Below are 1,934 nucleotides of genomic sequence, written 5' to 3'. Positions count from 1 at the left end.
GGCCATGCGTTCGAATCGCGTCAGGGTCACCATTTCTTACAAAATTAAAAGAAGATGAAATTATTAATTTCACCTCAGACTGTAGACAAAAGGTTCTACAGTCTTTTTTTTTGGTTTTTTTAGATTTTTTAGGTATCCTCTAATTAGGAGGCGATTAATTATGATGAAAGTTAGAAAGTTAAATAAAAGAACAGTTTCTACAACATTCTCTCTAAATGAACTTGTTCCTAAAAATCATATTATTAGAAAAATTGAAAATGCAATTGATTTATCCTTTATCTATGATGAAGTTAAACATCTATATAGTCCTTATGGAAGAGAAAGTGTTGATCCAGTTGTCCTTTTTAAAATAATAATCATTCAATATATCTTCGGAATTAAATCTATGCGTCAGACTATTAAAGAAATTGACGTGAATATTGCTTACAGATGGTATCTTGGATATCAAATTAACGAACCTATTCCTCATTTTTCAACTTTTGGTAAAAATTATTCTCGACGTTTCAAGGATTCAAATATTTTTGAAACTATTTTCTCTAAAATTATTAATGAAATTATTAGTCTTAATTTTTTTGATGACACTTCAGTTTTCATTGATGGAACTCATATAAAAGCTTGCGCCAATAATAAAAAAAGTAAAAATGAACTAGTTGAAAAAACAGCTAGATTTTATCAAGATGAACTTCAAAAAGAAATATTAAATGATCGAGAAATTCATGGAAAAAAAAACTAAATTTTGATGAAAATCATGAACTTAAAAATACAAAAATAAGTACTACAGACCCTGACTGTGGGATCTTTCATAAAGGGGAACACAAAATAGTCTTTGCATACTCTTCTAATACCGCATGCGATAAAAATGGGTTTATTCTCAATTTTCATGTAACCCGCGGAAACACTCATGATTCAACAAGCTTTCCTATTTTATATTCCAAATTAAACACCCAATTTCCAAATATTAAAAATTATGTTCTTGATGCAGGCTATAAAATTCCAGCGATTGCTAGATTATTAATTAAAGATAATAAAACTCCAATTATGCCATATAAAAGACCAATGAGTAAAAAAGGTTTCTATAAAAAATATGATTATGTTTACGATGAACAAAATGATTGCTATCTTTGCCCTAGAGATCAAATATTAAAGTATTCAACAACAAATAGAAATGGATATAAAGAATATAAAAGTAATCCTAGAATATGTGAAAATTGTTTGTATTCTGTTAAATGTACCGAAAGCAAGAATTCAACGAAAGTAGTAACCAGGCACGTTTGGGAAGAATATATGGAAAAAGTTGAAGATATTAGACACACAACTGGTTCTAAGGCTATTTATAACCTACGTAAAGAAACTATAGAACGCGTTTTTGCTGATGCAAAAGAAAATCATAGAATGAGATATACACAATTGAAAGGATTAGCTAAAATCAAAATGGAGCTAAACCTTATTTTTGCTTGCATGAATTTAAAAAAACTTGCGCTTTGGAAGTCCAAAAATGGATTTCTTTTGTCTATTTTTAAAATATTTAACACTTTTTTTAAAATCTCTAAAAAAAAAATTACAATATAAAAAGCAAATTTAATAAAAATAAATTTTATCAAATCTGCTTGTCTACACTCTGAAAGCCCCATATTTATGGGGCTTTTTTAGTGGTTATATTTTAAAAATATCTCACCAACAGATATACAATGCTTAAGATAAGAGATTGAAGTGTAATGATTATTCCAAATTTAAAGAAATGAAAAAACCCTATCTCCTTTCCTGCTTTTTTTGCTATATTAGCTCCTACAATGTTTGCAGCAGCTCCCACCAATGTCATATTACCACCGAAACAGACACCCATAGAAAGTGCCCACCACAGGGGAGCGATATCTTTTCCCATTTGAGGGATGAGTTCTACTATTACTTTACTAAATGAAATCGTATAAGGAACT

Annotated in this window: 2 pseudogenes; one reads left to right on the top strand and one right to left on the bottom strand. The window is 29.0% G+C overall.

What is annotated here, in order from left to right:
* Positions 1-160: 160 nt before the first annotated feature.
* Positions 161-1,569, top strand: a pseudogene (locus tag ABZA26_RS13970) (IS1182 family transposase).
* A gap of 91 nt (positions 1,570-1,660) precedes the next feature.
* On the opposite strand, the pseudogene ABZA26_RS13965 reads toward ABZA26_RS13970, so the two are convergent.
* A pseudogene (locus ABZA26_RS13965) lies at positions 1,661-1,934 on the bottom strand (hypothetical protein); the annotation flags it as partial.

Origin of the sequence: Ilyobacter sp. (assembly GCF_041583315.1) — a bacterium.
Taxonomy (GTDB): domain Bacteria; phylum Fusobacteriota; class Fusobacteriia; order Fusobacteriales; family Fusobacteriaceae; genus Ilyobacter.
The sequence above is the reverse complement of the archived record's forward strand: the minus strand, read 5'-3'. Positions and strand labels throughout refer to the sequence as shown.